This is a genomic window from Bradyrhizobium sp. Bra78 (assembly GCF_024519855.1).
In the GTDB taxonomy this organism is placed as follows: Bacteria; Pseudomonadota; Alphaproteobacteria; order Rhizobiales; family Xanthobacteraceae; genus Bradyrhizobium; species Bradyrhizobium japonicum_G.
In genome coordinates this window covers 44,405-69,701 of the sequence record NZ_JALJRE010000013.1, presented here as the reverse complement: position 1 = coordinate 69,701, position 25,297 = coordinate 44,405, and the positions used below count along the sequence as shown (strand labels likewise).

Sequence of the window (25,297 nt, the reverse complement as noted above, 5' to 3'; positions counted from 1 at the left end):
AGTGGTCCAGTCCGTCGTTGAAGGCGCTACGGCCATCATCGGTGACATACCCATGAACGTCAGGTTTGACCGGATCCGGTTGGGACGTTTTGCCGAAAGCGGCGAGCGGCTGGCACGGACCGTGACGATCGCGAGCGTCTCGTTCGGCCGAAGCCTGCTGTGGCTGCTGGCGGCCATCATCGTCGGCTGCGGCGTCTGGATGCTGCTGCCGCTGTCCAGGGGCAATGGTGCCGAGCCGGCGGCGTCTGGCGTGGCGGCTGTCGAGCCGACCCCTTCGGGCAATGCGGCAGCTGCGGTGTCGCCGGTGTCCGAAGCTCAGGCTCCGGCAAAGGCAGAACTCGGTCGCCTCAGGATTTCATCGCAGACCTGGCGCCGCGGCGGGCTTGGTTCGAAAGCGCTGGTGACGTTCACGCTGCGAAACGACAATGACTATGCCGTAAAGGATCTCGAGATCGTCTGCGCTTTTGCGCGGCGCGACGGCAGTCATCTCACCGACCGCAGCCGCGTGCTTGCGGACCCGGTCAGCATGAAGAGCCGCAAGACTTTTGCGCGCATTCCGGTCGGCTTCGTCAACGTGAATGCCGATCAGGCGAAGTGTTCGCTGGTTGCGGCACGCCGGGCGTGAAGGCGGCACTCCGGTAGCGGAAAAGTTACTCTTCCCAAACCTCCCAAAGTCCTGGCCAAAAACTTTGGCGTTGCCATTTGAACCGAATGGCTGGGCCGGGAACCAATTGAGTAATCGCCTGTTGAGGCGAAGTGCCCACGCGGGGATGCGGGGGGCGGAGTGCGGTCAATGCCCATCTTTCGGTATTTCGTCTTTGTCGGTGGAGCTTTGCTCGCAGTGCTGTTCGCGGCGAACTATGTTCTGCCGGCTTCGCCTGTGACGCAGGCTGTCGCAACCGCAAGCAACGAACAGCCGCTGATCCGGATCAGGTCCGATCGGCACCTGCCGGACCGCGTCGTGCTCGACACCAGCCAGCCGACGATAACCGCGCCTGCATTGAAGGTCGCCGCTGTCGCAGCTCCCGTGCCCACGGCGCAGGACAGCGGCGTGTCGCCGGCCTTGGCCGAGATGTCGGCGAAGGCGCGGGTCCGCGAAACGTTCGCCCAATTCACACCCGCTGGGAAAGCCGATACCGCCGCGGTCAAGAAGACCGAAGCCAAGGCGCAGGTTCAGCCGCAGGTTCAGGCGCAGACCCAGCTGCCTCAGGCACCCGTTCAGTCCAAGCGCAAGGTCGCCAGGACCCATCCGGCGCCGCAGCCGGGACGGCCGATGATGCTGGTGGCACAGCAGCCGCATTTTGGCCTTTTCGACACCACCTGGTGAGAGAGCCTTTGGTGCCTCGATCGAGGCGGGAAGGGCTTTTTATTGGCCGGCCTCTCTGCTAATTCGAACCCGTCCGAACGTCATCCGGCCGGCTGGTCCGCCAGCTGCGGTCCGGTGCATCTCGGTTGTGGCCCACTGCCTGGGCCAGGGCGCTCGTAGCTCAGCTGGATAGAGCATCGGATTTCGATTCCGAGGGTCGGAGGTTCGAATCCTTCCGAGCGCGCCAGTTCCGGATATGTTCCGAAGCGATGCTGGTATCGCTTAACCGCCGCAACGGTCCGCGCAGTCAGCCTGCCTCTGGACTGGCTTGCCGGCCCCGTGCCAGCGTGTCCGAGGGCGTTTCGCGGAATGTCGCGCGGTAGGCTGCGGCAAACTCGCCGAGATGATGGAAACCCTGAGCGCGCGCGCATGTGGCGACGGTGGTGCCGCCTTTGAGGAGGCGAGCCCGGGTCGCCCACAATTTTTTCAGGCGAATGTATTGGTGCAGGCTCATGCCGCGCACCTTGCTGACTGCGCCGCCGAGCGTCCGGATCGAGACGCCAAACTCGTCGGCGAGATCGGCTGTGTAGATCGAAGCAGTCGGATGAGTTGCGACGTAATCGTCGATCCGCTGCACGAGCTTGGCCGACCGTTCGCCTTGGACCGAGGCGCTCCGGTCCGAGAGCGGATCGATTCGGAACAGATCGTCGAGCGCGAGCAGCAGGCCTTCCTGCAGATGGGCGGCGACCTCGGTGGCTTCGAACAAAAGCGGCTGCACCGATGCGGTTCGCAGTATGTCGAGCAGGAGTTGCCGTGTATGGAGCAGGGCGGGCCTGTTCGCGACGCAGGCCCTCAGGTCGTCGGCCTGATCGAACCAGCCCCGGTCCCTCAGATGGGGCGAGAAGACGATCATCGCATGATGATTGGTCTGAGGCTCGACGAAATGGCCTTCATCGTTGCCGCGAAGCGCAACGAAGAAGCGCGCGTCGAGATCCATTCCCTTGGAATTGACCCGAAGGTCGTCCGTCATGGGCAGGATCACCATCCCGCCGGGCATGCGATAGGCGGTGTCGAGGATGCGCGCGAACGAGCGCATCATGATGATGCGGCATGCCGGCAGGGAGACCACGGCGCGGGCCGCCGCGAAGTTCGGGACGTCGAGCGGAATGCTTCTCGCATCCTCCATCGACTCGATCGGCCGAAACGCATCGACGTCGGCAAAGCCGATCAGTTGAAGCGCGGAGGAAGGGGCGAGGGCGTTGAACAACATGCGTCTAGCCGGCTTCTGCAATGTGACAATCAAATGAACGTCAGTACATCGCCATCAATGGCGAAACATCGCCCCCCAGTAAACCGGATTCAGGGCCGTAGTATTGCGGACATCATGCCATCAAGGCCTCGGATCGATGTCGTGGTCAATGGTCCCGGCTCATCGGCTGGCCGGTGGCGAGGTCGATGAAATGCAGCCGCGTGCAGGCGGGACAGGCGAAGGAAGCAACGCTCCGTCCCTCCTGCCTCTGCTGCTTCTCGAGATGCGTCTGCACATTCATGCCCGTCTGGGGGCATCGAAAAACGATCAAATCGGCCATCACCGCAGAATGACGGCGTGGCGGGGTTTATCTTTGATCTGGATCAGTTTTGGAATGACTCCAGACCGGCCGCGATCGCGCAATCCACGATCGCGCAAAAACGAAGGGGCCCGGAGGCCCCCTTAGAGATCACCAGCGGCGATAGCGCGGTCCATAGTAACGCGGGGCATAATAGCGCGGCGCATAATACCTGGGGCCGTAATACGGCTGCGGCGCGTAGTATCCATAGTAGTTCGGGCGCCAGAAACAGCGTCCCCAGGCGTCACAGACCATGCGAACCTGCTCGACGTTCGAGACCTGCGGGGTCGCAGGAGCAGGCGCGATGGGCATGGCGAACGCCGCCGGTGATGCCAGGATGGCACCGAAAAGGGACGCGGCGACGAGGCCAATCTTAAGCTTCATGATGTCTTCCTCCGCTTACGCAATACAGGATATCGAAGTTGTTCTGATCAAATTGTGGCGGAACCGAAATGTAATGCTGATGAACAAATCTTCAGCCAGTCCGCCGCAGGCCTGACCTTTGGGCTCCGCCAGCCTATCCCAGGTTCGGGTCCCTGACCAACGCCGTGCCTGGGTTCACCGGCATCCTTGATCCCGCGCAATTCATCGGTGCGGCTTCCTTCCTAGGCTTGTCGTCGCGGCCAGTCCTTCGAGGAATTCGAAGGGCAGTGGTCGCGAGACTGCTTGGAGCTGGGCAATGGACAAGATGAGACTGGACAACGGTGACTGGCTGGTCGTGTGCGACGGACGCAAGGCGCTCATATTGGAGAACCTCGGCGACGAGATGTTTCCGAATCTCCACACCAGGGAGGTGCACGAGCAGCCCAATCCCTCGACCAGCGCGCAAGGGACCGACGCGCCGGGCAGGCTGCATGGCGCGGCCGGCGGGGCGCGCAGCTCGGTGGAGCAGACGGATTGGCACGATGAGGCCGAGCGCGCCTTCCTGCGGGGCCTGGCCGGCCGGCTCGACGCCGCCGTCAGTTCGGGCGAGACATCGGCCCTGACCATGGTGGCCTCGCCGCGTGCGCTCGGGATGATTCGCGCCGATTATTCGGATGTCGTGCGCAAAGCGCTCCAGAGGGAGGTCGGCAAGGACCTCGTCAAGCTGCCGGTCCACGAGATCGAGAAGCAATTGCTGCTGTCGGGCGCCGCCAAATAGCGGCACCCGCAGAGGATGCGCCAGCGTTCCTCAGTAGCAGGGGTGCCGGCGGCGGTCCTGGCCGACATAGGCGGCCGCGCTCTGGTAGCAATGGTTGGTCGATGGGCCGTCGTAAAAGGCAAAGGTCCCCGGGGTGATGCCGGGCCCGTAATTGTGCAGATAGCTGATCGGGTAGGGCAGCGGGTTCGCGTAGTAGCGGTGGTACCGGTGATGTCCGCGCGCCTCCGCGAGGCCAGGGGCAAGGATTGCGGCCGAAAGGGCAGCAACTGCGGCTACAAGCGTCAACTTGCTCATCTCGATTCTCCGGAACCCGCGCGAATAGGTCAGCTGTTTATAGCCATTTCGGCCGGCCAGAACACCCGTCGGACGCCCGGAAATCGAGGCCGGTCCCGCAGATTCCCGGGTGGGTGTGACAGAATTGCCGGACAAGCGGTTCAGGCTGCCCATTTTTGGCCTTTTCGGGATGCTTAACGAATTCCCCACACAAGTATGACCAAAGAGAATTCAGCTAAGAATCCTGTCGCCGGCCCTTTGGGGGTCCTTCGAGGCCGGTCCCATTCCTGAAGGCTTTCGTCGTCACCTCGCCATGCGCATCACGCTTCTGAGCCTGCTGTTGCTCTGCCTCGCTGCCGCCACGCCGGCGCGCGCCGTGCTGCACATCACCCGCGACCACGGCGGCTATGTCGATGAGTACAAGGCCAAGTACAAGCACGTCCGCGAGAAGGGCGAGCGCGTCATCATCGACGGCATCTGCAACTCGGCCTGTACACTGGTGCTCGGCATCGTGCCGATGAACAAGATCTGCGTCACGCCGCGCGCCAGCCTTGGCTTCCACCAGGCCTACTACGACAAGGCCTTCACCTTCGGCATCAAGGTCACCAGCGCCGAAGGCACCTCCGATCTGATGTCCTACTACCCCGACACGGTGAAGGACTGGATCCGCCGCAATGGCGGGCTCACCACCGACATGAAGAAGATCAAGAACGGTGTCGATCTCTGGAAGATCATCGACCCCTGTCCGGAAGAATGGTGAGCGGCTGAGCCGTCCCCGTGCGTCGCAGCGCAGCATCATCCGGACGAGATTCGCCGAAATTCGCATTGCCGCATAGACCGCCCATGGGGCAATGAGGGCGGTAATGAACCATAATCAAGAAGCACTGACCGCCCGCGCCGCGCCGATCCTGTTCGTCCTGCTCTGGAGCACCGGATTCATCGGCACCAAATACGTCATCAACAACGCCGATCCCTTGACCTATCTCGCCATCCGCATGGCGATCGTGGTCGGTCTGATGGCGATCATCGCAGCGATCGCGCGTCCGAAATGGCCGGACCGGATCGGAATCGCGCACAGCGCGGTTGCCGGCATCCTCGTCCATGGCTTCTATCTCGGCGGCACCGCAATTGCGATCGCGCACTCGATTCCGGCCGGGCTCTCCGCGCTGATTCCAGGCCTTCAGCCGATCCTGACCTCGACCATCGCCAACCGCTGGCTCGGCGAGAAGGTGACGCCGGTGCAATGGGCGGGTCTCGTGCTTGGCCTCGGCGGCGTGATGCTGATCCTGCACGGCCGTCCCATGACCGGCGAAGCCGGGCTCGGATGGCTTGCCTCGGTTGTCGCGCTGATCAGCATCACGCTCGGCACGCACTATCAGCGCCGCTACTGCAACCACATCGACTGGCGCGCCGGCAATCTCGTGCAGTACGTGTCCGTCACGATCTTCTTCGCGATCGGCGCCTTCCTGTTCGAGGATCGCGTAGTGCACTGGACCCGGGAGTTCGTGCTCGCGCTCGCCTGGCTCGCCGTCGCGCTCTCGATCGGATCGATCGGGCTATTGTACTGGCTGATCCGGCATGCCGCGGCGACCTCGGTTGCGAGCCTGTTCTACCTGGTACCAGCCGTCACGGCGCTGATGGCCTATCTTCTGTTCGGCGAGAAGCTCGATGCGCTCGCGATTGCCGGCATGGCGATGTGCGCGGCGGCGGTGTTCGTGGTCAATCGGCGCTTTTAGGCCGAAAGGCCGGAGCGCTGGAACACATCCCCGACGTGCCGCGCCCAAGCAGTCGCAGCGAATTTTGCGATCCCCAAGACGCCCGCCATCCGGGCAGGCGCGCATCGGGGCGGCGAGGGCAGGGCGCTTTGCCGCAAAGCCTCCGGGCGCGCCCGCACCCGGAGGCTTGCTCTGGTCTATCCTTGACCTATCCTCGACCTTTCCTTGGCCTAACCCTGGGCCGGGATCAGCGCTTGGCCTTCTTGGCCTTTTTCTTCTTGGCGGCTTTCTTTGGAGCCTTCTTCGGAGCCTTCTTGGCGGCCTTCTTCGTGGTTTTCCTCGCGGTTTTCTTGGCCGCTTTCTTCGACGACTTCTTTGCCGCCTTCTTCGACGTATTCTTGGCGGCCTTCTTCGGCACTACTTTCTTCGCGACCTTCTTGGCGGCTTTCCTGACCTTCTTGACGGCGGTGACTGCGGCTTCCTTGGTCGCTTCCACGGCGGTGGTGATCGTCTCCATCGCCTGTTCGGTGATCGGCTTCTCGTCGTCCATATCGTCCCCCACGGTTTGTATGGAGCGACGACGATAGCGGGTTTCAAAATTGTGTCAAAGCAACGCTCAACCTTTGCGGATCTTTGCGTAGGCGGCGAGCGCGCGCTCGCGTCCCTTGGCATGATCGACGATCGGTTGCGGATAGGTCTTGCCGAGCGTGACGCCGACGCTTGCCAGCTCGATCGGCGTTGCCTGCCAGGGCTGGTGGATCAGCTTGGCCGGAACGTCTTTCAGCTCCGGCACCCAGCGCCGAACGTAGGTTCCGTCAGGGTCGAACTTCTCGCCCTGGAGCGTTGGGTTGAAGACGCGGAAATAGGGTGCAGAATCCGCGCCGCAGCCGGCGACCCACTGCCAGTTGGCGGGATTGCTGCCGGCATCCGCATCGACAAGCGTGTCCCAGAACCAGCTCTCGCCGTCGCGCCAGTCGATCAGGAGGTGCTTGACCAGCAACGAGGCGACCACCATCCGAACCCGGTTGTGCATCACCCCGGTGTGCCAGAGCTGGCGCAGGCCGGCGTCGACGATGGGATAGCCGGTGCGCCCGCGCTGCCAGGCCGCGAGCGCCTTCTTGTCGCCTTTCCATGGGAAGCCGTCGAAGTTCGATTGCAGGTTTTCGGTCGCAAGGTCGGGGTGATCGTGAAGCAGGTGGCGGCAGAATTCGCGCCAGCCGAGCTCGCTCAGGAACTTGTCGACGCCGGATCCGATGGCAGGATTTTCCGCGGCGGCGAAGCGCGCGGCGTGCCAGACTTGGCGCGGGCTGAGCTCGCCGAACCTCAGATGCGGCGACAGGCTCGAGGTGCCTTCGCGATCCGGGCGGTCGCGATCGCCGATATAGCCGACTGCGGTGCGCTTGAGGAAGTCGCGCAGGCGGGCGCGGGCGGAGGCTTCGCCCGGGGTCCAGGTCTCGCGCAGGCCGCCGGACCAGTCGGGCTCGGTCGGCTCGAGCTTCCAGCTCTCCAGTGCGTCGCTGGCGAGCTTGGGCACCGCGCGAAGCGCCTTCGGTGCCGGCAGGGGTTTTGGCGGGTCGCCGAGCGACAGCACGCGCCGCCAGAACGGCGTGAATACGCGAAGGCCGCGGCCTTCATTGTTGCGGATCGCCGCGGGCGGGACGAGCAAGTCGCCGGGGAAACTTTGCGAGTCCAGGCCGAGCTTTGCCAGCGTCGCTTCGAGCTGTTTCTCGATGGCCTGATGCGGCCTCTGCGCGATCCCGTTCCAGTAGACGGCGCCGGCTCCGCTCTCGCGGACCACCTCCATGATCACCCTGGCCGCCGGCCCCTTGCGCAGGATCAGCGATCCGCCGCGCGCGCCGATATCGGCGCCAAGTGCCCGCAGCGACTGCGCCAGCCACCAGCGTGCCGCGCCGCCCGGTGCGCGACCGGCGGCGTCATCCAGCACACAAAGGCAAATGACCGGCGCGCCGGTGTTGGCGGCGGCGTGGAGGGCGGGGTGGTCGGACAGGCGGAGATCATCGCGGAACCAGACGATGATGGGCGGCGGGCTTGGGGTGGTCAGGGGCGACCTCGTTTACAATCTGGAAAGCATTCCGCGCGGGGCGGTGTGAACCGTCGTTAATGCGGCCGTAAGCCGATTGCATCAATATGCAGGAATTCCAGGGGTAGTTCCATTCATGTCAAACCGTCCGACGGCGAAGTTCTTGCCGCAATTCAAGCTTGGCACCAAAGCGGTCCTATGCGCCGCGTTGCTGATCGCTGTGAATACAGCGCTCGTGGTCGGCGCCGGCTATTGGTCGCTCACCTCCGCTGTCAACGATCGTGCGCTCCGCGACATCGAGGTGAGTTTGCGCACGCTGGCGCTGGCCTTTGCCGAGGTCGTTCCCGACGCCAAGATCACGATGCGGGATGGCGCGGTCGCGCGCGCCGAGATTGCCAAGATGCCCGAGTTCAGGGATCACGCCATCGTCGATCGCGCGGTGTCCTATGTCGGAGGCAACGCCACCCTGTTCGTTTATGACGATGCGAGCGGGCAGTTCGTCCGCCGTTCGACCAACGTGAAGAAGGAAAACGGCGACCGCGCCGTCGGCACCCAGCTTGCCGCCGACCATCCGGCGCAAGCCGTCCTGCGCCGTGGGGAGGCCTACAAGGGCCCGGCCACGCTGTTCGGCAAATCCTTCATGACCGCCTATTTCCCGGTCGCAGATGCGACCGGCAAGGTCGTCGGCATTCTCTACGTCGGCATCCCGATGGCCCAGTTCGAGAGCATGCTGACCCAGGCGATCGAGAGCATGGCGATCGCCGCCGGGCTCGCCGCGCTGCTGGTGCTGATCCTCACCTTGCTGGTCGTCCGCCGTGTCACCAAGCCGCTCATCTCGGTCACGCGGTCGCTGACGGCGCTCGCCGAAGGCCAGAGCGACGTCACGATTGATTGCGAGGATCGCGCCGACGAGATCGGCGAGATCGCGCGCACGGTCGCGGTGTTCAAGAGCAATTCGCTGGAGCGGTCGCGCTTGCGCAGCGAGCACGCGGCGGCTTCGGCTGCAGCAATCGAGCAGCGCAAATCCGACCTGCGCAATTTCGTCGAGCAGTTCCGCGGCAGCGTCGGCGGCATCCTCGACAAGGTGCTGACATCGTCAGGCGAATTCGAACGGACGGCGCGGCAACTCACCGACACCGCACGCTCCACCGCCGATCTGTCGGCGCGGTCGGCCGGAGCTTCCGAAACTGCCTCCGGGCACGTGCGTTCAGCGGCGTCGGCCTCCGACGAGCTGTCTCAATCCATCTCCGAGATCACCCGCCGGGTGCAGGAATCGAACGAGATTTCCGCCGAGGCGGTGCGGCAGGCCGAGGCGACCGATCAGCGTATCGCGCAGCTTTCCGAGGCCGGGGCGCGCATCGGCGACGTCGTCAAGCTGATCACCTCGATCGCCGAGCAGACCAATCTCCTGGCGCTGAACGCCACCATCGAGGCCGCGCGCGCGGGCGATGCGGGCCGCGGTTTTGCGGTGGTGGCACAGGAGGTCAAGACGCTCGCCGGCCAGACCGCCAAGGCGACCGACGAGATCTCGAACCAGATCGCCAGCATGCAGCTTGCGACCGAGGAGTCTGTCGCCGCCATCAGGGCGATCAGCCAGACCATCGAGCGCATCAGCGGCATCGCCGGCTCGATCTCGGCTGCGGTGGAACAGCAGAAGAGCGCGACCCACAACATCGTGGCCAGCGTTCGTGCGGCCGTATCGGGCACCGCCGATGTCGCCGTCAACGTCCGTCACGCCGCCGAGGGCGCGAACGAGACGGGCGAGACTTCCAGCCGGATGTTTGCCTCCGCCCAGGCACTGTCGGGCGAGAGCCTGCACCTGAAGGCCGAGGTCGAGGGTTTCCTCGAGCGCGTGCACGCGGCGTAAGCTTATCGGGGCGATGCCGATGCACCGCCCCGAAATGATCGTGGGTTATTTCGGCTGCGGCACGATCCGGATGTAGGGCTTGGGTTCCTTCCAGCCCTGCGGGTAGATCGTCTTGGCCTCGTCGTTGGAGACCGAGCCCGCGATGATGACGTCGTCACCCTGCGACCAGTCGGCCGGCGTCGCGACGCGATGCTTGGCGGTGAGCTGGAGCGAGTCGATGACGCGCAGGATCTCCTGAAAATTCCGGCCGGTCGTCATCGGGTAGACCAGCACCAGCTTGATTTTCTTGTCCGGTCCGATGATGAAGACGTTGCGGACGGTCTGGTTGTCGGCCGGCGTGCGGGTGAGGGGATCGCCCGAGGTCGAAGCCGGCAGCATGCCGTACAGCTTCGAGACGTTGAAGTCGGTGTCGCCGATCATCGGATAGTTCGGAGCCGCGCCTTGCGTCTCCTTGATGTCTTCGGACCATTTGGAATGGCGGTCGACTGGGTCGACCGAGAGGCCCATCAGCTTGACTCCGCGCTTGTCGAATTCCGGCTTCAGCTTGGCGAGAGCGCCGAGCTCGGTCGTACAAACCGGCGTGAAGTCCTTGGGGTGCGAGAACAGCAGGGCCCAGCTGTTGCCGATCCAGTCGTGGAACTTGATCTTCCCCTCGGTGGTTTCGGCTTCGAAGTCGGGCGCGGTGGCGCCAATCGGAAGTGTCATGGTTCTACCTCATCGCATTGAATTTACTTGGGAATTAACCTTTTTCGTCACGGGCAGTATAGGGGGTCGTCGCGCTCAAGTGAACCGCTTCAAGTAAAATGTGAATTCATTCCCTGAAGGGCCCATTTCCTAGCACCTTTCTGTTACAGCGGCGCCTGCGGCGAAACACCTCCACCGGAGCCGCACGGTCTCGATTGCCCCGATAAAGCCTTTTATGACCCGCATCACGCTCGCCCGACGTTCGATAAAACCAAAGCGGACCTGACAGCGACCAATTGGCAACCATTGAGAAAAGTCGCGATCCCCGTATCGAATCGTTAACCACCCCTTTACGTCCGCATGAAAATGCTGGTCGATCAGAAGAAATCTGGAAGTGAACTATGTCTGCCGCAGTGCCGAAGTCCGTTGAGTCGCCGTCCCTCGAACCGTCCTGCCGCGATACCGCGGCCCATGCCCTGACCATCGTGCGCGATGGTGTGATCACGGGCGAAGGCCCGACCACCAGGGGGCGGGTCCACTTTTCCCGCTCGCTCGATGCCGATGACACCGCCTGGTGCACGCGTATCCTGACCGCCACGGCCGTCAACGACCAGCCGATCAGCCGCGCCGAAGCCGAAGCGCTGTTCGAGATCAATGAAGCCGCAACCGAGCGCTCCGATGGCGGCCGGTTCGACGACCTGCTCGCCAAGGCCGTCGCTCACTACGCCGCAAGCGCCTCGGGGCTGAAGGTGCCGCCGCGCAGCGTCGCGCTGTCGGCCGACATCGAGAGCTGGGCGCCGACCTACGCCTCCAAGGTCAACAGCGAGATGCTGGAGTGGATCGCCGGCCAGATGCGCGGCAAGCGCCAGAACAACCGTCGCCTGATGGCGATGGTGGCGACCTTCCTCGGCGCCACCGCGCTGCCTTTGGCGGGCCAATTGCCGAACGTGTTCGACATCGGCATGTGAGATTCTGCGCCTCTCGCGAGGAGCATTTTGAGCGGCGGGGTTATTTCCCCGCCGTTTTTTGTTTGCCGGCATCCGCCTCGAGCCCGAGTGTGCGGCCCGGGAAGCCGGCGGCGTCGAAATAGCGCTGGCTGCCGACGCGCTGGAAATTCAGCACGGTGGTCAGGCCGCCCTCGGCGGGCTTGGATTTCATCGTGCCGGCATAGGCTTTCGGCACGGTGCCGTTGGGCATGGCCTCCGATATCACGCGGCCGACCAGGTCTCCCTTCTCCGAGGCGCGCAGCCCCATCAGCCGGGCGGCCGTCATGCCGACATCGGCATTACTGACCGGGATCGCGCTGACATAGCCGGCTTTGAAGTCCGGGCCGATGGCGGCCATGAAGTTCATGGTGTCGCCGCGGCTGAAGCTGCCATGCATGCCCTGGCCCTGTCGCAAGACGGTGTCGGCGACCTGCACCGAGCAGTTGGTCGGCGCCTCGCCGCAATCGCTGGCATAGGAGCGGAAGTTGACAACGATCGCGGGTGTCGGCGTCGCCGACTTGCCGCGCAGATTGATGCTCGACAGCGGCAGCGTGCCGGGGATGCGGCCGAGCGAATCGTCGACGAACAGGCCGGAGACGTAGTCCTGCTCGAGCAGCGCCTTGACGGTCTTTGCCGCGAGCTTCTTGTCCTTGTTCGGCAGATAGATCAGGTCGGAGCCGCCATTGGTGGCAACGACGAGGTCGGGCTTGGTCGGATCCTTTCCGAGCACGCCGTTGCCGGCCTTCGGATGCTTGTTGCCCTCGATCTTTGCGTTCTTGTCGTTGGGGTCGAACAGCGGCAGCTCGAGCGCCTTGGCGAGGTCGAGCGCCAGGAAGCCCATCGGCAAGAAGTCCTTCGGCGTGTCGTCGTAGCTGAGCTTGGCCGAGGGGCTGGTCTTGCTTTCCTTGGAGATGGTCGAAAAGCCATGGTCGGCCTGGACCATGATGTTGGTGTTGGCGGCGAGCCCGAGCTCGTCCAGCGCCTTGCGGATCTGGGCGAGGTTGTTGTCGGCGTTCCTGATGCCGGCCATCGAGGTCGGGCCGTTGATGCCGGGCTTGATCTGGTTGAGGCTGTCGCCGGTGTTGTGCTGGCTGCCATCAGGGTCGCGCGACCAGAACACCAGCACGAACGGCTTGTTGCGCGCCTTGAACATCGGCAGCACCACCTTGGCGGCGACGTCGGCGAAATAGGCCTGCTGCGCGACGTTGGCCACTGTGGTGCCGGGCGTCTTGGCGTCGCCGGCCTTGCTGTTGTCGCCGCGCGGCGGGGTGGCGAGGGGCAGGCCCGCCTTGGTCAGCGCGTCCTTCACCTCGTCCGACAGCGCCACACCGTTCTTGCCGCCGGTGGAATCGTCGAACACGACCGAATGCAGGCCGGCCTTTTCGGGCTTGTCCGTGTGGTCGAACTGGTAGGTCGGACCGACCTTGCCGATCGCCGCCGTGCTGAGGCCCTTGTCGCGGGCCATCTTCAGAATGGTCTCTTCGTTGAGATAGTCGCCCTTGAAATGCTCGTCGATGTCGCCGAGCACGGCATCGTTCTCGATGAAGGGTACTACGGTGTCGCCGGCAGGCACGGAGGTGTAATTCGTCCAGATCGTGTTGGAGAACACGCCGGTATCGCCGAGATAATGGCCGGTCGACATAGCCGAGCCGTTGGCCATGGTGAAGGTCGGGAAGAGCGAGTGCGGGTTCTTGAAATTGACGCCCTTGTCGCGGACCTCGGCCATTGCCGGTGCGGTCTCGGGCGTGACCTTCAGCGCGCGCAGGCCGTCGGGGATGAACAGGATCAGGTTACGGGGCGTGTTGTTCTGGGCGGAGGCAGGTCCACTTGAAAGTCCGGTGGACAGCACTGTCAGTCCGGCGGACAGCAACACCAGTGAGCGGCGCATCAAATTTCTCCCTGCCTGCGATGAGGCGGCTTGGCGGCCGACCGCGGCCCCCCGCCATCGTTTAGTTTTGCTGCATGACAGTTTTGTTACAAGAGCGGCGAGGCATGCAAGAGGGACAGGGAGGGTGGGATGAGCCGGCCGTCACTCCGGCGCCGTCAGCACCCGGGGATTTTGTGCGAGCACCTGCGCAGGTTTCGCCGCCGGCGGGTAGCCTTCTGCGCTGCCCGGATCGAGCCACAGCGATGGCGGCGCTGCCTGCAGCGCAAAAATGATCGCGATCTGGGTCCGGTTATGGAGGCGGTACTTGCGCATGATGTTGCCGATATGGGCCCGCACCGTGTTTTCCGAGATCTTGAGCTCGTAGGCGATGTTCTTGTTCTGCATCCCCCGCGCGATCAGCATCATCAGCTCGCGCTCGCGTGGAGTTGGTGTGATCGAATCTTTTGGATCCGGGCTCATGACTAGCTCCTCCGTGGCCTTTTGGTTGATGCGAACACCCCAGCATGTTCTCACTCCGTCTTCAGTGCCTCGATCGGACTGAGCTTGGACGCCTTGTGCGCGGGATAGAAACCGAAGGTGAGGCCGGTCGCGATCGAGAAGACCAGGGCGAGGCCAATCGCTTCGCCGTCGATCGAGGTGATCCAGCCGGCCATGCGTGCGACCGTCATCGAGAGCGTGACGCCACCGGCGACGCCGATGATGCCGCCGAGAAGGCAGAGGACGAGCGCCTCGCAGAGAAACTGGAGGCGGATGTCGCGCATCCGCCCGCCAAGCGCGCGGCGGATGCCGATTTCGCGGGTGCGCTCGGTGACCGACACGATCATGACATTCATGATGCTGATGCCGCCGACCAGCAGCGAGACCGAGGCGATGGCGACGAGCAGGAGCGCGACGGTGCGGATTGCTCCCTGCTGCGCCTCCATGGCCGCGGCCGGATCCTGGACCTTGAAGTCGTCCTCCTGGCCGGCGAGAATCCGATGCCGCTGCCGCAGCAGGTTCTCGATCTCGGATCGCGCCCCCGCCATCTGACTGTCGGCGGTCACCTTCGCGATGATGTAGGCGACCGAATCCCGGTTGATGTTGCTCGCGCTGCCGAGAAAGCGCAGCTTGGCCGTGGTCAGGGGCACGAAGGCGACGTCATCCTGGGCGGGTCCCTTGCGATCGAGAACGCCGACCACTTCGAGCGGGACCTTCATGATCCTGACCTGCGCGCCGATCGGGTCGGCGCCAGGCGCGAACAGCTCACGTGCGACCGTGCTTCCGAGCACAACGACCTTTCCGGCGCCGGCCTCCTCGGTGGCGGAGAAATAGCGTCCGGACGCAAGCTGCCAGTCGCGCACCATGAAGTGCCCGGTGGTCGTGCCGTTGATCGTCGTATTCCAGTTCTTGCTCTCGTGGATGACCTGCGCGGTTCCGGCGATCGAGCCGGCGGCGGCCTGGATCTCCGGGATCTGCTCGAGGATGGCCTGCACGTCGCTTTCCGTCATCGTCAGCTTGCTGCCTTCCTTGAGGCGCACGCCGCCCTGGTAGACCGCGCCCGGCGTGATCATCAGCACGTTGGCGCCGATCGAGCGGATCTGTTCCTGGAGACGAAGTTGTGCGCCGGCGCCGATCGCGAAGACCGTCACGATCGACGCGACGCCGATCACGATGCCGAGCATGGTGAGGAAACTGCGCAGCGGGTTGAGGCGCAGCGCGTGCAGTGCGATCTGGAAGCCTTGAAGCATCGTCATGGCGCAACGCTCCGTTTCGCCGGCACCAAGGCTGGCGTTTCGTCGCTGACGAGCTCGCCGTCATGGAGGCGGATCGTGCGCCTGCACTGCGTTGCGATGCCGGGATCGTGCGTGATCATCACGATGGTCTGGCCGGACCGGTTGAGTGCGGCGAATAGCGCCAGGATCTCGGCACCGGTGCGGCTGTCGAGCGCCCCGGTCGGCTCGTCGGCAAGCACGATCAGGGGCGAGGCGATCAACGCGCGGGCGATCGCTACGCGTTGCTGCTCGCCGCCCGAGAGCTGGCGTGGAAAATGACTTGCCCGGTGCAGCATGCCAACCGCTTCCAGGCTCTGCTCGGCGCGCGTCAGGCGCTCCTTGCGACCCACGCCGCAATAGACGAGCGGAAGCGCGACATTCTCGATGGCATTGTGGCGCGCGAGAAGGTTGTAGGACTGGAATACGAAGCCGATGCTGCGAGCCCGCAGCGACGACCTGCGGTCCTCCGAGAGCTCGGCGACATTTGCTCCCTCGAGATAGATCGCGCCCTCGCTCGGCAGGTCGAGCAGGCCGATCATGTTCATGAGGGTCGACTTGCCGGAGCCGGATGGTCCCATCACGGCAAGGATCTCGCCCGGGTCGATGTCGAAGCTGACGTTGCGGACTGCGGTCACCGCGATCCCGTCCGCGCGATAGGTTCTGCACACCGATCGCAGGCTGATGAGGGGCAGGAGGCCTGTCATGATCCAAACCTGATTCCAAAGAATTCGATGCCCGCCGGCCGGATGGCCTGTCCGACCACGACCTGGCTGCCTTCGGTGAGCTCACCGCTCTTGAGCGCGACCTGTTCCGCGCCCGAAGTGCCTACGGTCACAGGGATGCGCCGAAGCGAGCCGCTGGCGGTGCGCACCCACACGCCGCTGCGTGCCGAAGCCGTGTCCGGGCGCGTGCCCGACGGCTGGAAGCGCAGGGCGGCGAGCGGCACTCGCAGCACGTCGTCCTGCCGTTCGATCACGATCTTCACGAGGGCCGTCATGCCGGGAAGCAGCGCGCCGTCGAGATTTGAGGTTGCCAGGACGACGGTATAGGTCACCACATGCTGCTGGTTCTGCGGTGCCTTGCGCACCTGCCGGACCGTCGCTTCGAAGCGACGGTCGGGATAGGCATCTACCGTGAAATGAGCGCGCTGGCCGGACGCGATACGTCCGATATCAGCTTCGTCGACCTGTGCGTGGATCTCCATGTCCTCGAGGCGGTGGGCGACCACGAAGGTCGTTCGCGATTCGAGGCCGACCGCCAGCGTCTGACCTTCGTTGACGAACCTGCCGACCACGACGCCATCGATCGGCGAGCGGATCACGGTGCGATCAAGATCGGCCTGGGCGGCCGCAAGCACGGCTGCTTTCTCCGGGACGGCCATTCTGGCCTGTTCCAGCTCGGCCTCGATCCGGCGCACGTCGGCCTGCGCGCCGTCCACCGAGTAGGCGTTCAGGGACATCAGGACATCGGCCTCTCGCTCCTGGGCCAGCCGCGCGGTGAATTCCGTCTGGGCGTCGTCGACCGCCGTGACTGCAACCACATTCTGCGACTGAAGCGCGAGTTTGCGCTGCAACGTCTTCTGCGCCGAGGCCTTGAGTGCCTGTGCGCTTTCGAGCTTGGCCGCCAGGACCTCCCGGCTCCCCCTCGCGTTCTGCAGATCGATCCTGGCGCGGTCGAGCTTGGCCCGCTCCAGGTCGACGAAGGAGTTGGCCACCTCCACCGCCGCCTTGGCCTCGTCGACCTTGGCCGCGAAGCTGCGGGGATCGATCAGGGCGAGCGGCTGGTCCTTGGCGACGGTATCGTTGAAATCGACGTAGACCCGCGCGAGCTGGCCTGACAATTGTGAGCCGACCTCGATCGTCTTGACCGGTTGCAGGGCACCCGTGACGGTGACGGTCTGCTCGATGCTGCCGCGCTGGATCGCGGCGTAGCGGAACACCGGCGCGTCCACTCCGAACGTGGGGGCTTCGTGCCCGGACGGCACAAGGAGCCGCTTTGCCGACTGGTACGCGCGAACCGCCGCGTCCGCCGTACTCGCCGTGGCTCCTGCGATGATCGCCGGTTGGATGCCGCAGATGGCGGCGAGACCGGTTGTGGTTCCGAGCAAGAGAATGACTGTCACAAATCGCATATCAAAACCCCGCCTCTTGAAATGATTGGGGGCGGAAAACCGAATATCGCACTATGGTTGTATCGCGCTGTGGTTGTATATCGCCAGGGGCAATATCCAGCGTCTCGACAATATGTCGTCGTTCTTAGTGCGACGGACGGGTGCGCTCCATGATCCAGAAGTAAAGTCCGCGCGTGCGCCTTTTCGTGATTTGCGCGAAACGTATACCGAGCGTATCGAAAAGGTGCGCGCGGTATCGAACTCGATAAGCTGACTGAACGTCCCGTCTGGACTGCCGGAAGCGGCTGCCAGTCGGCGCATGAGTGGCGACGCCATGATGCAGCTGCCGATATCGCGGCCGGAACGCCTGCTTGCCGCATTGTCGTTACGGCGCTTCGCCGTGGCACCGCAGATGGCGACGTCGAAACCCTCCGATCACGAAGCTCGATATGTGAACGCCTTCACTCGCGTCGGCCGGATGTTGGTCGTAAGACGTGGAGCCGGCGAGCCGACACGACTCGGCCGATTCGCGCCGCTGCCCTCAAGCACCTTGTGTCGCTTGCAAGAACAATGGATGGCTCGTTGCTAAATCAGCGAGCGCCAGGTCCGGAGTCTTTCGCAATGAGTTCAAATCAGGCCACAGTTTATGTCGTTGACGACGAAATCCAGATACGAAGCGCGATTGGCAGCCTTTGCGAAGAGACCGGACATCAGGTGAGGCTGTTTGCCTCGACGGATGAATTCCTCACCGAGAGTCTTTCGGACGGTCCTTCATGCCTCGTGCTCGACGTTCGCTTTCCCGGCACGTCGCCGACCGGGCTCGAGCTTCAGCGCAGGCTCGCTGAATCGGGTGTGGCGATACCGATCGTCTTCATCAGCGGCCATTCGGACGTGCGCGTCTCCGTCGAGGCCATGAAGCGCGGCGCGGTCGAATTTCTACCAAAGCCCTTCCGCGAACAGGAGATCCTCGATGCGATCAGGCACGGCATCGAGCGCGATCGCAGGCGCATGGAGCGGGAAGATGCGGTGCGGGAGGCTCGCCAGCGCATCGAGACTCTGACGGCGCGGGAGCGGGAGATCATGCTGCTGATGGCGGAGGGGCTGGTCGCCAAGCAGATTGCAGCAAAGCTCCAGCTCAGCGAAGTGACGGTCAAGGTGCATCGCGCCAGGATGATGCGAAAGCTCGAACTGCGTTCACCGATCGAAGTGGCGCGGCTGATCGACAGCATGGCGCATGAGACGGCGCGGAGCGGTGCGAACCAGTCGCAAGCCTAGGCTCGCGTGTGCCGACGTGCCGCACATCGTCTAGTCCGTACCGCCTAGCATGAACTGCAGTCTGTCGCGCGCCGTAAGACCGGTTCAGAGTGATCCCACGATGTCGACCTCCTCCAGGACCGGCATCTCACACCAGTCAGACAACTTGGTTAGAAAGGGATATTCCATGCGCAAGTTTATTTTTGCTTCCGTTGCCCTGTTCGCTCTGTCCTCCGCAGCCCAGGCCGCCAACACCTCGACCACGGTGCAGGTCGGCGTCGTCAACGGCTCGAGCGTCACGCAGAACGGCCTCACAAACGACAGCTCGTCGACCACCCAGCTCGGCATCCTGAACAGCGCGAGCACCATGCAGGGCACGAGCTCGCCCTCGCTCAACAACGCGAGCTCCGTGAACCAGATCGGCGTGCAGAACTCGGCGGCCACCGGCCAGGTAGCCTTCGGCAACAACACCAGCGGCATCACCCAGAATTCGTTCGGGCCCGCTGCGCTCCAGAACAACTCAGCTGCCGTCGGTCAGCTCAGTGGTTTCGGGGTCAACTCGAGCACCGTCTCGCAGACGGCGCACTAAGCCAGCCCTGTTTGGCCGGGCGCGTCACATTGCGACGCGTCCGGGCCATTCTCGCAAACACCGCAATCAGGCCGGTGGACCACGTCAGGAATCGCAGGCCGACCTTCGCGGAGGAAATGACAATGCAGACCAGATTTCTCGTCGCGGCGACCGTCACGCTCAGCATGCTGACTGCTGCCGATGCCCAGGCCGGCAACACGGCCAGCGTGCTGCAATTTGGCACGACCAACAACTCCTTCATTTCCCAGAGCGGTTCGACGAACAACAGCGCCACCACGCTGCAGTTCGGCGCGACCAACCAGGCGACGACCGTACAGACGGGATCATTGGCGACCGTCAACACGCTGGTGATCGGGCAGGGCGGCACCACCGCGACTGCATCCAACACCGCGCTGGCTGGCCAGGTCGGCGGCTCCAATTCAAGCCTGATCGGCCAGATCGGTGCGAACAACGCCGCCGGAGTGGCCCAACTCGGAATCCTGAACGGCTCGACGATTCTTCAGCAGGCGCCATGATCCCGTATCCATTTTCAGTTGCGAGGCATGTCATGAGGACATTTTCAGGCGTCGCGTGCGGTGCCTTTGTCGGCCTTTTTTTCATACCCATCGGACCCGCCGTCGCGCAGACCGCAGACATCAAGACCATCGTGTCGGTCGGCGGACCTCCCGTTATGGTCAACCAGAATAGCCAGCTCAACATGGCAGGCGTGTTCATGATCGGCGGCAGCACCAGCGCGACCGTGGTCCAGAACGGCACCAACAACGCCACCGGGATCCTGCAATTTGGAGGAACAAATTCGGCTTCGGTCGGGCAGGCGGGCGTGAACAATTTCGCCTTTGTCGGCCAGACCGGCCAATCGGCGACGAGCCTCGTGTCTCAGCTCGGCACCATGAACACAGGGGCGATCGCGCAATTTGGCGCGGTCAACTCGTCGATCATCGTTCAAAACAGCCCCTGAGACGTGCGCGAGCGCACCGGCACCTGATGTGAACGGGGAACGGCGATGAGATGCGGCAGGCAAGCTTTGGCGATGATCGCTGCATTCGCGACCATGGGCGCGGTGACCGAAGCATCCGCTGGGTCGGTACAGCGCAGCGTGACCAACAGGAACGTCAGCATCGAGACGGTCGTGGAGTTCGGCAACAATGTGCAGCCGGTCACGATCGAGCAGAGCAGCCGCATTAATATCGCACGGGTCATCGAGATTGGCGGGACCGGGACGGTCGATGCGACCATTGTCCAGAACGGGACACGCAACTATGCCAATGTGATCCAAATGGGCGGCACGACCAACGCGCTGATCGGCCAGTCCGGCACGAGCAACACCGCCGAGATCACTCAGATCGGCAATTCGACCAATGCGCTCCTGCTTCAGGTGGGCGACATGAACACCGGAGCTGTCAGCCAGTTTGGACGTTTCAACTGGCTGGCCATATTTCAGTTCGGACGATGATCGAGACGAAGAGGTGTGACATGAAGTTTCTCCTGCTCGCATCCGGAATGGGCCTGATGACTGCAATTGCGATGGCGCCGGCCGGGGCCGGCGAGTCCGGCGACGGCCATACCACCGTGGTCCAGGACGAGAACGGGACAGCGGTGATCACGCAAAGCGGCGATCCGGCTCAGGCAGAAGTCAGGATCGACAAGGAACCGGGCCGGACAACGGTCTATCGCCGCAGCGGCGGCAACACCGCGGTCGTATCGCAAGGCACCGGGAATGCCCAGGACATGCTGGATTGGCTGCACAAGCATCAGGGCCGCTGATGCGCGAAGGCCCATCGCCCGTGCGGACGACGGGCCTTGCGAGACGCCCGGTCTGTCAGTTGCGATAGAGGCTGGTCAGCGTGCCGTTGTTGTTGCAATGGGGCGGCGTTCCGGCTGCGTTCGCCTGACGCGATCAACTCCGATCAACTGGTTATGAGGTTCGCGTTCCACGGAGCGAAGTGCTTGAAACAGGCCTGGAATTTGGGCGTTCTGCCGCACCCCGTTCCCCGTTAATCCCGTGCCTTAACCAATAATTAATTATACGTTTGCGGCTGGGTGACGGCCCGGCCTAGCGTGCGGTGGGGAGCCGCTATCCGCGAAGCCAAACCAGTTGGTGCGTATCATGATGTCCAGATCAGATGGCAAATCACTTGGGGCGTTGCTCGCCTCGCTCAGCGCAGCCGCGCTGCTCCTTGCCCCCGGCGACAGTTTTGCACGACCTGGCGGCGCTGCGCCGCATGGCGTCGTGACCGCTGCCGCGCCACCGGCGGCAGCGCGTGCCGCGATTTCGCCGGGCGCCCGGTTCCGCGGACGCAACACGCCCTGGGTCTACTGGCCGGGCGGCGGCGGGTTCTTCTACGACAATGCAGGCTACAGCCACCCGTTCGCCGATGCCGGGCAGCCGGTCCCCAACGACGTGCGCTACACCTACACGTATGACGTTCCCTGGGACTGGACGCATCGCTTCCCGCCGAACGTCGTGCCGTCCGACCGGCCCTATGTGCCGAGCTGTCCGACGGAACAGGTGACCGTGCCCGGCCGCGGTGGCGGCGAGCACACCGTCAACATCATGCGCTGCTACTGATCGGCGCTAGCCCAGCTCAAAACTGGTCACGCCGAAAACGCGGTCGATCCGCAGTGGCGGGACCGGTCCGGTATACATCCGCGCCGTCTCGAACACCGGCTTGAGGCCGAGCGACTCCGCGAGCGCAATCGCTTCGCGATTGACGGCGGGGAGGTCGAGGAAGATTTCGCCGCCGCCCGCGCTTGCCAGCAGGCCGTGCAGCAGCGTCTGCGCTGCCGCGCGATCGTCGGCGACGAGCGGGCCGATCTTGCGGCCCGTCCGGCAAGGCCGAATCACGCCCCATGCGGCCAGCTTGCCATCGCGCACAAGAGCACGGCCGATATGGCCGTGCGTGTTGGTCCATGCACGCAGGAAGGCGCTGCGCGGAGCCGGAAAGACGGTCGCGTCGTCGGCTTCGACGAGCGCGAACGGGATCGCGCCCAGCGCAACGACATCGGCCGGCGGTCTCTGCGGGGCGGCGACGTCACCGCCATAGCGGATATTTGCGTAAGCCAGCTGGAAGCCGGACTTTCTGTAATTGTCCTGCTGCGCCACGACGCCGTCGAGGCCGATCACACGGGCCCCTGCATGCGCGATCGCTGCATTCCAGATGCGCAGGCCGTGGCCCGCGCCGCGAAAGCCCGAGCGCACGATGTAGAAGCCGAGGAAGGCGAAGCGGTCATCGTAATTGACGCATGAGACTGTCGCCACCGGCTCGCCGTCGACCTCGCCGACGAAGAAGCCTTTCGCGTCCGGGATCGCGAAACATGCGGCATCGCCAAGGCCCGGATTCCAGCCCTCGACCGCGGCCCAGTCGGCGGCGATGGCGATCTCCTCGGGGCGCAAACTGCGGATATGCAAATCGCTCATGATGGATACCTTCGGCGGTGGACCTGCCGGCGGGTCAGGCGGTAGAAAGCCGCATGATAGGCCGGGCCTGCGGCTCGCCTCAACGATATCACAGAGGATCATTGGTCATGGCAGCAGAGAAGGTCGCACTCGTTACCGCCGGCGGAAGCGGCATGGGGGCAGGGGCTGCGCGGCGGCTCGCGGCCGACGGCTTTCGCGTCGCCATACTGTCGTCCTCCGGCAAGGGCGAGGCGCTGGCAGCCGAGCTCGGCGGGCTCGGTGTGACCGGCTCGAACAAGTCGAACGACGATCTGAAGCGCCTCGTCGATGGCGCGATGGCGAAATGGGGACGCATCGACGTGCTCGTCAACAGCGCCGGCCACGGCCCGCGCGCGCCGATCACGGAGATCACCGACGAGCAGTGGCACACCGGCCTCGACACCTATCTGCTCAACGTCATCCGTCCGACCCGGCTGGTGACGCCGGTGATGGCGGCACAGAAGGCAGGCGCCATCATCAACATCTCGACCGCCTGGGCGTTCGAGCCGAGCGCGATGTTTCCGACCTCGGCGGTGTTCCGGGCAGGCCTTGCCGCCTTCACCAAGATATTCGCCGACACTCATGCGGGCGATAACATCCGCATGAACAACGTGCTGCCCGGCTGGATCGACAGCCTGCCGCAGCTGGATGCACGCCGCGACAGCGTGCCGATGAAGCGCTACGGCAAGGTCGAGGAGGTCGCTGCGACGGTCGCCTTCCTGGCGTCCGACGGCGCGGCCTACATCACCGGCCAGAACATCCGCGTCGACGGCGGACTGACGCGCTCGGTTTGAGCCAGACGGATCCGAATCGCTTCCAGCGGCGTTGTCGCGATGCGACATTGATGTGCGTGGCCCGCCGCTGTCGAAGGGTGATGCGTGGCCCCTGAGTCACACCCGTCATTCGTTTGTACGGTGGGGGGCGCACACTACGTCACAGTCCCTATGAACTTCGCGGCAGCCCAAGACGGCGAGCGGTCCACTCCCTATGCACAATCTGCGCCGGCTGCTTCCACCGCGCACATTCGAAAACACGAGCTTGGCTCGCGTGGGGCAAGGAGACTGGAATGAAGAAGTTTTTGCTGGTGGTCGCATCGGTTGTCCTGGGCACCGCGTCCGTGTCCGCTGCGGATCTCGCGGCTCACTACACCAAGGCGCCCGTGATGGCGCCGGCCTACAACTGGACCGGCTTCTATGTCGGCGCCAACGTCGGCGGACAATGGGGTAGCGCCGATCCGGGCACCTCGACCGTGTTCGATCCCGCCGGCTATTTCGCGAGCTCCAGTGTTCCTGCGATTGCAGCTGTCGGCGCCCAGCGCGTCAACAGCTCGAGTGTCACTGGCGGTTTTGCCGCCGGCTACAACTGGCAGGTCAACAACGCCGTGCTCGGTCTCGAAGGCGACATCAACTATTTCGGCTTCAAGGGCAGTGCGTCCGGGTCGGCGCTCTATCCCTGCTGCGCCCCGACCGGCTTCACCGTGTCCTCGCAGGTCTCGGCCGACTGGCTCGCCACCGTCCGGGGCCGTATCGGCTTCCTGGCTGCTCCGACCTGGCTGCTCTACGCCACCGGTGGCGCTGCAATCTCCGAGGTGAAGGGTAATTTCAACTTCACCGACACATTCTCCGCGGCGACGGAGTCGGCGGCGATCCGCGACACGCGCCTCGGCTGGACCGCAGGTGTTGGCACCGAATACGCGTTCGGCGGCGGCTGGTCGCTCAAGGCCGAATACCTCTATGTTGACCTCGGCCGCACAACGGCGACCAGCACCAACCTGATTGGATTTGCTGGCACGGTGCCATTCCCGAGCAACGTCTACACCCACTCGGTGGACATCAAGTCGAACATCGTGCGCGTCGGCGTGAACTACAAGTTCGGCGGACCTGTCGTCGCCAGATACTGAGCTTCATCCCGTTCCGAATCTGGCTTGGAAAGCCCCGGCTCGCCCGGGGCTTTCTGTTTTCGAGGTGACAAGGACACGCGCTTGATGAGCAGGTTGCCGACGCCCCCAGCGCCATTCGTGCCTGCAAACCGCGTCCCGCCTCAATTCACAATTGCGCGTTGGAAGTTCCGCAGCGGACCCTCTAACCGCGCCGAGCTTGTAATTCACGCCGACGCGAATGACGTCGTTGCGCACGGTTGATTGAGTCCCATGGGCGGGAAGCCGGGATCGTCGCGAAGCGCGCGGCCACGCCGCTGGATTAACTTAGCTTGTTGGCTAACAATCCTTGACGTGGGTTCGCGGCGAGTCTATAGTTAGCTACATGGCTAACCAATTGTCCCGACTGGATCAGATCTTCGCAGCGCTTGCCGACCCGACACGGCGGGCGATCGTGATGCGGCTGTGCGCCGGCGAGGCGTCGGTCGGCGAACTCGCCGATCCCTTCGAGATGGCGCTGCCGAGCTTGATGAAACACATCCACGTGCTGGAGACGAGTGGGCTCGTTCTGACGGAGAAATCCGGCCGCGTGCGCACCTGCCGCCTCAGCCCGGACGCACTCCTCGGCGCTGAGGACTGGTTCCAGCAGCAGCGCGCGATCTGGGAAGCGCGGCTCGATCGGTTCGAAGCTTACGTGATGCAACTGAAGAAAGAGAAGGAGAGGGCGGCCGCAAAGCGACCGTCCCGAACAACCAAACGGAAAGGTGCCTGAC

At 64.0% G+C, this 25,297-nt stretch carries 30 protein-coding genes and 1 tRNA gene; 18 read left to right on the top strand and 13 right to left on the bottom strand.

From position 1 onward, the window contains the following. The first annotated feature begins 52 nt into the window (after positions 1–52). From OC450_RS26275 to OC450_RS26265, 3 genes are all read left to right on the top strand, one after another. Entirely contained in the window at positions 53–625 is a 573-nt protein-coding gene (locus OC450_RS26275) for a hypothetical protein (RefSeq protein ID WP_262048936.1), read from the top strand. Between the two features lie 168 nt (positions 626–793). Continuing rightward, on the top strand, positions 794–1,327 hold the full coding sequence (locus tag OC450_RS26270) for a hypothetical protein (RefSeq protein ID WP_211386600.1): 534 nt from the start codon (positions 794–796) through the stop codon (positions 1,325–1,327). A gap of 149 nt (positions 1,328–1,476) precedes the next feature. Next, positions 1,477–1,553, top strand: a tRNA-Arg gene (locus OC450_RS26265). A gap of 60 nt (positions 1,554–1,613) precedes the next feature. Here OC450_RS26265 and OC450_RS26260 read toward each other — a convergent pair. The 3 genes from OC450_RS26260 to OC450_RS26250 form a co-directional block, all read right to left on the bottom strand. Continuing rightward, complete coding sequence (locus tag OC450_RS26260) at positions 1,614–2,576, bottom strand: AraC family transcriptional regulator (RefSeq protein ID WP_262048935.1); 963 nt, start codon at positions 2,574–2,576, stop codon at positions 1,614–1,616. Positions 2,577–2,721: 145 nt separating this feature from the next. After that, positions 2,722–2,856 carry a hypothetical protein gene (locus OC450_RS26255; RefSeq protein WP_262048975.1) on the bottom strand — a complete coding sequence of 45 codons (135 nt, stop codon included), beginning with the start codon at positions 2,854–2,856 and terminating at the stop codon, positions 2,722–2,724. A 168-nt stretch (positions 2,857–3,024) separates the two neighbouring features. Then, positions 3,025–3,297, bottom strand: a complete 273-nt coding sequence (locus OC450_RS26250; protein WP_262048934.1) for a hypothetical protein — start codon at positions 3,295–3,297, stop codon at positions 3,025–3,027. Between the two features lie 295 nt (positions 3,298–3,592). Here OC450_RS26250 and OC450_RS26245 point away from each other — a divergent pair, with 295 nt between their 5' ends. Further along, on the top strand, positions 3,593–4,054 hold the full coding sequence (locus OC450_RS26245; protein WP_262048933.1) for a host attachment protein: 462 nt from the start codon (positions 3,593–3,595) through the stop codon (positions 4,052–4,054). Positions 4,055–4,084: 30 nt separating this feature from the next. Here OC450_RS26245 and OC450_RS26240 read toward each other — a convergent pair whose 3' ends face one another. After that, entirely contained in the window at positions 4,085–4,348 is a 264-nt protein-coding gene (locus tag OC450_RS26240) for a hypothetical protein (protein ID WP_211386589.1), read from the bottom strand. Positions 4,349–4,640: 292 nt separating this feature from the next. Here OC450_RS26240 and OC450_RS26235 point away from each other — a divergent pair, with 292 nt between their 5' ends. Together OC450_RS26235 and OC450_RS26230 are read left to right on the top strand one after the other, a co-directional pair. Next, positions 4,641–5,087, top strand: a complete 447-nt coding sequence (locus OC450_RS26235; RefSeq protein ID WP_211386587.1) for a hypothetical protein — start codon at positions 4,641–4,643, stop codon at positions 5,085–5,087. Between the two features lie 103 nt (positions 5,088–5,190). Beyond that, entirely contained in the window at positions 5,191–6,063 is an 873-nt protein-coding gene (locus tag OC450_RS26230) for a DMT family transporter (RefSeq protein ID WP_262048932.1), read from the top strand. A 226-nt stretch (positions 6,064–6,289) separates the two neighbouring features. Here OC450_RS26230 and OC450_RS26225 read toward each other — a convergent pair whose 3' ends face one another. Further along, positions 6,290–6,592, bottom strand: coding sequence for a histone (locus tag OC450_RS26225; RefSeq protein ID WP_211386583.1), 303 nt, complete (start codon positions 6,590–6,592; stop codon positions 6,290–6,292). Between the two features lie 66 nt (positions 6,593–6,658). After that, on the bottom strand, positions 6,659–8,050 hold the full coding sequence (locus OC450_RS26220) for a cryptochrome/photolyase family protein (protein ID WP_262048973.1): 1,392 nt from the start codon (positions 8,048–8,050) through the stop codon (positions 6,659–6,661). A 169-nt stretch (positions 8,051–8,219) separates the two neighbouring features. Between OC450_RS26220 and OC450_RS26215 the strand changes: the two genes are divergently transcribed. Further along, positions 8,220–9,950, top strand: a complete 1,731-nt coding sequence (locus tag OC450_RS26215) for a methyl-accepting chemotaxis protein (protein ID WP_211386576.1) — start codon at positions 8,220–8,222, stop codon at positions 9,948–9,950. Between the two features lie 45 nt (positions 9,951–9,995). On the opposite strand, the gene OC450_RS26210 is transcribed toward OC450_RS26215, so the two are convergent. Beyond that, positions 9,996–10,655 carry a peroxiredoxin gene (locus OC450_RS26210; protein ID WP_194482323.1) on the bottom strand — a complete coding sequence of 220 codons (660 nt, stop codon included), beginning with the start codon at positions 10,653–10,655 and terminating at the stop codon, positions 9,996–9,998. Positions 10,656–11,035: 380 nt separating this feature from the next. Between OC450_RS26210 and OC450_RS26205 the strand changes: the two genes are divergently transcribed. Beyond that, positions 11,036–11,602, top strand: coding sequence for a hypothetical protein (locus OC450_RS26205; protein ID WP_211386575.1), 567 nt, complete (start codon positions 11,036–11,038; stop codon positions 11,600–11,602). Positions 11,603–11,642: 40 nt separating this feature from the next. On the opposite strand, the gene OC450_RS26200 is transcribed toward OC450_RS26205, so the two are convergent. The 5 genes from OC450_RS26200 to OC450_RS26180 form a co-directional block, all read right to left on the bottom strand. After that, the gene (locus OC450_RS26200; RefSeq protein WP_211386573.1) at positions 11,643–13,508 is read right to left on the bottom strand and encodes an alkaline phosphatase family protein; all 1,866 of its coding nucleotides are present in this window, start codon (positions 13,506–13,508) and stop codon (positions 11,643–11,645) included. Positions 13,509–13,649: 141 nt separating this feature from the next. Beyond that, on the bottom strand, positions 13,650–13,967 hold the full coding sequence (locus tag OC450_RS26195; RefSeq protein ID WP_262048931.1) for a response regulator transcription factor: 318 nt from the start codon (positions 13,965–13,967) through the stop codon (positions 13,650–13,652). 50 nt (positions 13,968–14,017) lie between these two features. Next, positions 14,018–15,241 carry an ABC transporter permease gene (locus OC450_RS26190; RefSeq protein WP_211386563.1) on the bottom strand — a complete coding sequence of 408 codons (1,224 nt, stop codon included), beginning with the start codon at positions 15,239–15,241 and terminating at the stop codon, positions 14,018–14,020. Next, positions 15,238–15,963 (bottom strand): ABC transporter ATP-binding protein, encoded by a 726-nt coding sequence (locus OC450_RS26185; protein WP_256808317.1) that lies wholly within the window; start codon positions 15,961–15,963, stop codon positions 15,238–15,240. The genes OC450_RS26190 and OC450_RS26185 overlap by 4 nt, the downstream gene beginning before the upstream one ends. Then, complete coding sequence (locus tag OC450_RS26180) at positions 15,960–17,390, bottom strand: efflux RND transporter periplasmic adaptor subunit (RefSeq protein ID WP_211386561.1); 1,431 nt, start codon at positions 17,388–17,390, stop codon at positions 15,960–15,962. Before OC450_RS26180 ends, OC450_RS26185 begins: the two co-directional genes overlap by 4 nt. Positions 17,391–17,990: 600 nt before the next feature. Between OC450_RS26180 and OC450_RS26175 the strand changes: the two genes are divergently transcribed. The 7 genes from OC450_RS26175 (at position 17,991) to OC450_RS26145 (ending at position 21,781) form a co-directional block, all read left to right on the top strand. Further along, positions 17,991–18,644 carry a response regulator transcription factor gene (locus OC450_RS26175; protein ID WP_211386560.1) on the top strand — a complete coding sequence of 218 codons (654 nt, stop codon included), beginning with the start codon at positions 17,991–17,993 and terminating at the stop codon, positions 18,642–18,644. A gap of 166 nt (positions 18,645–18,810) precedes the next feature. Next, entirely contained in the window at positions 18,811–19,212 is a 402-nt protein-coding gene (locus OC450_RS26170) for a curlin subunit CsgB (RefSeq protein WP_211386559.1), read from the top strand. Between the two features lie 122 nt (positions 19,213–19,334). Further along, the gene (locus OC450_RS26165) at positions 19,335–19,727 is read left to right on the top strand and encodes a curlin (protein WP_211386557.1); all 393 of its coding nucleotides are present in this window, start codon (positions 19,335–19,337) and stop codon (positions 19,725–19,727) included. Between the two features lie 32 nt (positions 19,728–19,759). Then, the gene (locus tag OC450_RS26160; protein WP_211386715.1) at positions 19,760–20,170 is read left to right on the top strand and encodes a curlin; all 411 of its coding nucleotides are present in this window, start codon (positions 19,760–19,762) and stop codon (positions 20,168–20,170) included. A 72-nt stretch (positions 20,171–20,242) separates the two neighbouring features. Then, positions 20,243–20,665, top strand: a complete 423-nt coding sequence (locus OC450_RS26155; protein ID WP_262048930.1) for a curlin — start codon at positions 20,243–20,245, stop codon at positions 20,663–20,665. A gap of 20 nt (positions 20,666–20,685) precedes the next feature. Then, the gene (locus OC450_RS26150) at positions 20,686–20,976 is read left to right on the top strand and encodes a hypothetical protein (protein ID WP_211386555.1); all 291 of its coding nucleotides are present in this window, start codon (positions 20,686–20,688) and stop codon (positions 20,974–20,976) included. Between the two features lie 343 nt (positions 20,977–21,319). Next, positions 21,320–21,781 (top strand): hypothetical protein, encoded by a 462-nt coding sequence (locus OC450_RS26145; RefSeq protein WP_211386554.1) that lies wholly within the window; start codon positions 21,320–21,322, stop codon positions 21,779–21,781. A gap of 6 nt (positions 21,782–21,787) precedes the next feature. On the opposite strand, the gene OC450_RS26140 is transcribed toward OC450_RS26145, so the two are convergent. Further along, positions 21,788–22,630 carry a GNAT family N-acetyltransferase gene (locus OC450_RS26140; RefSeq protein WP_211386553.1) on the bottom strand — a complete coding sequence of 281 codons (843 nt, stop codon included), beginning with the start codon at positions 22,628–22,630 and terminating at the stop codon, positions 21,788–21,790. 107 nt (positions 22,631–22,737) lie between these two features. Here OC450_RS26140 and OC450_RS26135 point away from each other — a divergent pair, with 107 nt between their 5' ends. The 3 genes from OC450_RS26135 to OC450_RS26125 all read left to right on the top strand — a co-directional run bounded on the left by OC450_RS26135 (position 22,738) and on the right by OC450_RS26125 (position 25,296). Then, positions 22,738–23,442 (top strand): SDR family oxidoreductase, encoded by a 705-nt coding sequence (locus tag OC450_RS26135; protein WP_211386552.1) that lies wholly within the window; start codon positions 22,738–22,740, stop codon positions 23,440–23,442. A 272-nt stretch (positions 23,443–23,714) separates the two neighbouring features. Beyond that, positions 23,715–24,548 (top strand): outer membrane protein, encoded by an 834-nt coding sequence (locus OC450_RS26130; RefSeq protein ID WP_211386551.1) that lies wholly within the window; start codon positions 23,715–23,717, stop codon positions 24,546–24,548. A gap of 361 nt (positions 24,549–24,909) precedes the next feature. Next, positions 24,910–25,296, top strand: a complete 387-nt coding sequence (locus OC450_RS26125) for an ArsR/SmtB family transcription factor (protein WP_211386714.1) — start codon at positions 24,910–24,912, stop codon at positions 25,294–25,296. Position 25,297: the final 1 nt, after the last annotated feature.

Bases quoted from the DNA above. Each gene is read 5' to 3' on its own strand.
- OC450_RS26235 (WP_211386587.1), top strand. From the start codon at position 4,641: ATGCGCATCACGCTTCTGAGCCTGCTGTTGCTCTGCCTCGCTGCCGCC.
- OC450_RS26250 (WP_262048934.1), bottom strand. From the start codon at position 3,297: ATGAAGCTTAAGATTGGCCTCGTCGCCGCGTCCCTTTTCGGTGCCATC.
- OC450_RS26200 (WP_211386573.1), bottom strand. From the start codon at position 13,508: ATGCGCCGCTCACTGGTGTTGCTGTCCGCCGGACTGACAGTGCTGTCC.
- OC450_RS26150 (WP_211386555.1), top strand. From the start codon at position 20,686: ATGAAGTTTCTCCTGCTCGCATCCGGAATGGGCCTGATGACTGCAATT.
- OC450_RS26155 (WP_262048930.1), top strand. From the start codon at position 20,243: ATGATCGCTGCATTCGCGACCATGGGCGCGGTGACCGAAGCATCCGCT.
- OC450_RS26260 (WP_262048935.1), bottom strand. From the start codon at position 2,576: ATGTTGTTCAACGCCCTCGCCCCTTCCTCCGCGCTTCAACTGATCGGC.
- OC450_RS26130 (WP_211386551.1), top strand. From the start codon at position 23,715: ATGAAGAAGTTTTTGCTGGTGGTCGCATCGGTTGTCCTGGGCACCGCG.
- OC450_RS26145 (WP_211386554.1), top strand. From the start codon at position 21,320: ATGATGTCCAGATCAGATGGCAAATCACTTGGGGCGTTGCTCGCCTCG.
- OC450_RS26225 (WP_211386583.1), bottom strand. From the start codon at position 6,592: ATGGACGACGAGAAGCCGATCACCGAACAGGCGATGGAGACGATCACC.
- OC450_RS26125 (WP_211386714.1), top strand. From the start codon at position 24,910: ATGGCTAACCAATTGTCCCGACTGGATCAGATCTTCGCAGCGCTTGCC.
- OC450_RS26160 (WP_211386715.1), top strand. From the start codon at position 19,760: ATGAGGACATTTTCAGGCGTCGCGTGCGGTGCCTTTGTCGGCCTTTTT.
- OC450_RS26205 (WP_211386575.1), top strand. From the start codon at position 11,036: ATGTCTGCCGCAGTGCCGAAGTCCGTTGAGTCGCCGTCCCTCGAACCG.
- OC450_RS26275 (WP_262048936.1), top strand. From the start codon at position 53: ATGAACGTCAGGTTTGACCGGATCCGGTTGGGACGTTTTGCCGAAAGC.
- OC450_RS26245 (WP_262048933.1), top strand. From the start codon at position 3,593: ATGGACAAGATGAGACTGGACAACGGTGACTGGCTGGTCGTGTGCGAC.
- OC450_RS26180 (WP_211386561.1), bottom strand. From the start codon at position 17,390: ATGCGATTTGTGACAGTCATTCTCTTGCTCGGAACCACAACCGGTCTC.
- OC450_RS26190 (WP_211386563.1), bottom strand. From the start codon at position 15,241: ATGACGATGCTTCAAGGCTTCCAGATCGCACTGCACGCGCTGCGCCTC.
- OC450_RS26255 (WP_262048975.1), bottom strand. From the start codon at position 2,856: ATGAATGTGCAGACGCATCTCGAGAAGCAGCAGAGGCAGGAGGGACGG.
- OC450_RS26240 (WP_211386589.1), bottom strand. From the start codon at position 4,348: ATGAGCAAGTTGACGCTTGTAGCCGCAGTTGCTGCCCTTTCGGCCGCA.
- OC450_RS26195 (WP_262048931.1), bottom strand. From the start codon at position 13,967: ATGAGCCCGGATCCAAAAGATTCGATCACACCAACTCCACGCGAGCGC.
- OC450_RS26170 (WP_211386559.1), top strand. From the start codon at position 18,811: ATGCGCAAGTTTATTTTTGCTTCCGTTGCCCTGTTCGCTCTGTCCTCC.
- OC450_RS26270 (WP_211386600.1), top strand. From the start codon at position 794: ATGCCCATCTTTCGGTATTTCGTCTTTGTCGGTGGAGCTTTGCTCGCA.
- OC450_RS26135 (WP_211386552.1), top strand. From the start codon at position 22,738: ATGGCAGCAGAGAAGGTCGCACTCGTTACCGCCGGCGGAAGCGGCATG.
- OC450_RS26165 (WP_211386557.1), top strand. From the start codon at position 19,335: ATGCAGACCAGATTTCTCGTCGCGGCGACCGTCACGCTCAGCATGCTG.
- OC450_RS26185 (WP_256808317.1), bottom strand. From the start codon at position 15,963: ATGACAGGCCTCCTGCCCCTCATCAGCCTGCGATCGGTGTGCAGAACC.
- OC450_RS26215 (WP_211386576.1), top strand. From the start codon at position 8,220: ATGTCAAACCGTCCGACGGCGAAGTTCTTGCCGCAATTCAAGCTTGGC.
- OC450_RS26210 (WP_194482323.1), bottom strand. From the start codon at position 10,655: ATGACACTTCCGATTGGCGCCACCGCGCCCGACTTCGAAGCCGAAACC.
- OC450_RS26230 (WP_262048932.1), top strand. From the start codon at position 5,191: ATGAACCATAATCAAGAAGCACTGACCGCCCGCGCCGCGCCGATCCTG.
- OC450_RS26175 (WP_211386560.1), top strand. From the start codon at position 17,991: ATGAGTTCAAATCAGGCCACAGTTTATGTCGTTGACGACGAAATCCAG.
- OC450_RS26140 (WP_211386553.1), bottom strand. From the start codon at position 22,630: ATGAGCGATTTGCATATCCGCAGTTTGCGCCCCGAGGAGATCGCCATC.